The sequence below is a fragment of the Shewanella sp. POL2 genome (assembly GCF_000282755.1).
GTDB lineage: Bacteria > Pseudomonadota > Gammaproteobacteria > Enterobacterales > Shewanellaceae > Shewanella > Shewanella xiamenensis.
On the sequence record NZ_AKZL01000211.1, the window covers coordinates 1 to 638 of the forward strand.

Sequence of the window (638 nt, forward strand, 5' to 3'; positions counted from 1 at the left end):
CGGCCGATGGCCATTGGACCTACACGCTCGATAACAGTCTCCCAGCAGTTCAGGCCCTAGGTCAGAACGCCACGCTGACCGACAGCCTGACCGTGCAGTCGGTGGACGGCACGACACACGAAGTCACCGTCACCATCAACGGCCATGATGATGGCGCCGTGATTGAGGGGGTCGATAGCGGCGCGGTTACTGAAGACAGTAACGTCAAAATCAGCGGTCTGATTTCGTTCTCCAGCACATTGACTGTGAGCGACATTGATACTGGCGAAGCCCGCTTTCCGCTACAACAGGGTGCTGGCAGCCTCGGCCTGGGCAACTTCCTGCTCGCACCGACTGGGGGCTGGGGTTACAGCGTCGACAACAACCTGCCGGAAATTCAACAGCTAAAAGCGGGCCAGACTCTGGTTGAGACATACACTTTCCACAGCGCCGATGGAAGTCAGCACACCGTCACCGTCACAATCACCGGCAGCAATGATGCGCCAGTGCTCACGGCACAAAGCCAATCGGTCAGCGAAGATGGCACCCAACTCAGCGGGCAGATGGTTGCCACAGATATGGATACTGGTGACAGCCAAACCTTCAGCACCAGCGCCCAGACGGCTGGCTTTACGCTCAACGCCGATGGCAGCTACAGC

1 protein-coding gene is annotated in these 638 nt (G+C 58.5%); it reads left to right on the forward strand.

The window, feature by feature from the left end; translation table 11 throughout:
• Positions 1-638, forward strand: a 638-nt coding sequence (locus SHEWPOL2_RS22105) for a VCBS domain-containing protein (RefSeq protein ID WP_204366704.1), incomplete at both ends; no start/stop codon positions are given.